At 53.1% G+C, this 891-nt stretch carries 1 protein-coding gene; it reads right to left on the minus strand.

Annotated features, from left to right (window positions below):
• The coding region (locus ACFRAK_RS29315) for an SPOR domain-containing protein (protein WP_394573240.1) at positions 1-708 on the minus strand (708 nt) is incomplete at its 3' end.
• Between the last annotated feature and the right edge of the window lie 183 nt (positions 709-891).

The following is an 891-nucleotide window of genomic DNA, read 5'->3' on the forward strand; positions in this document are numbered from 1 at the left end:
GTCCACTACGTGGGCTACTTCGAATTTATTCCCCTGGAAGAGCGCGTAACTCCGTGCAGCTACCGCTTGTGCTTTCAAAGCCTCCGCTCCCCATGAGGACGGCACCTCGGCTCCCACAACCGAATATAGATACTGCTCCATCGGCAGCTCATTCACCAAATATAACTGGCCATTCTTCTGACCGACCTCGAATGACCCGCGATATGTACGTTCCGATCGTTCCTTGACCTGAATGCCTGAGCCGTTCCCGCTAATCTGCAATGTAGAAGATTCGCCGGAAAGCATATAATGCGACTGTTGCTGCGGATTCACGAGATTGGAGCTGACATCAGTACGAATAATGAGGCCTGGTGTGCGTGGATCAACTTCGACTAGTCCACCACCGGCAGTCCTCTGGATCTGTGCCAGTTCGGAGCGGCTGGCAGCTTCGCCTACCCATACCTCATAAGTTACACCAGTCCCTGTTGGCACCAGGACATTGAACGCATCTAATCCAGCCCCAACATATGCTGCCCGCGCCGATTCTGCTTGCGCTTCCGAGCCGTAGGCTCCGGCAGACAGATGCCATCCACCGCGAACCGTTGGGGTCTGTCCGTTCAGTTGAGCGGCCACGGCTGTTGTTGTTCTGGCGACAGCATCCGAAGCAGCTTTATCAGAGGCATACATGCCCGTGTACAGCTTATACACTTTGCCATCAGCAGTAACCATGGGCTTGTCACTCGTGGCCTGCAATTTTTTGGCAGCCTCGGATACAACACTCCAATCTGTCGTCTCAAGCACCTTGACCCGGTAAGAATCCACACTGAATCTTGTCGGCTAATTGGATGCGATTCTCAAGGCTTCTTGTCCGGTTCCAAATGAAGCTGTCATTGCATTACCAGAATGTAAGGT

This window comes from Peribacillus sp. NPDC056705, assembly GCF_043656335.1.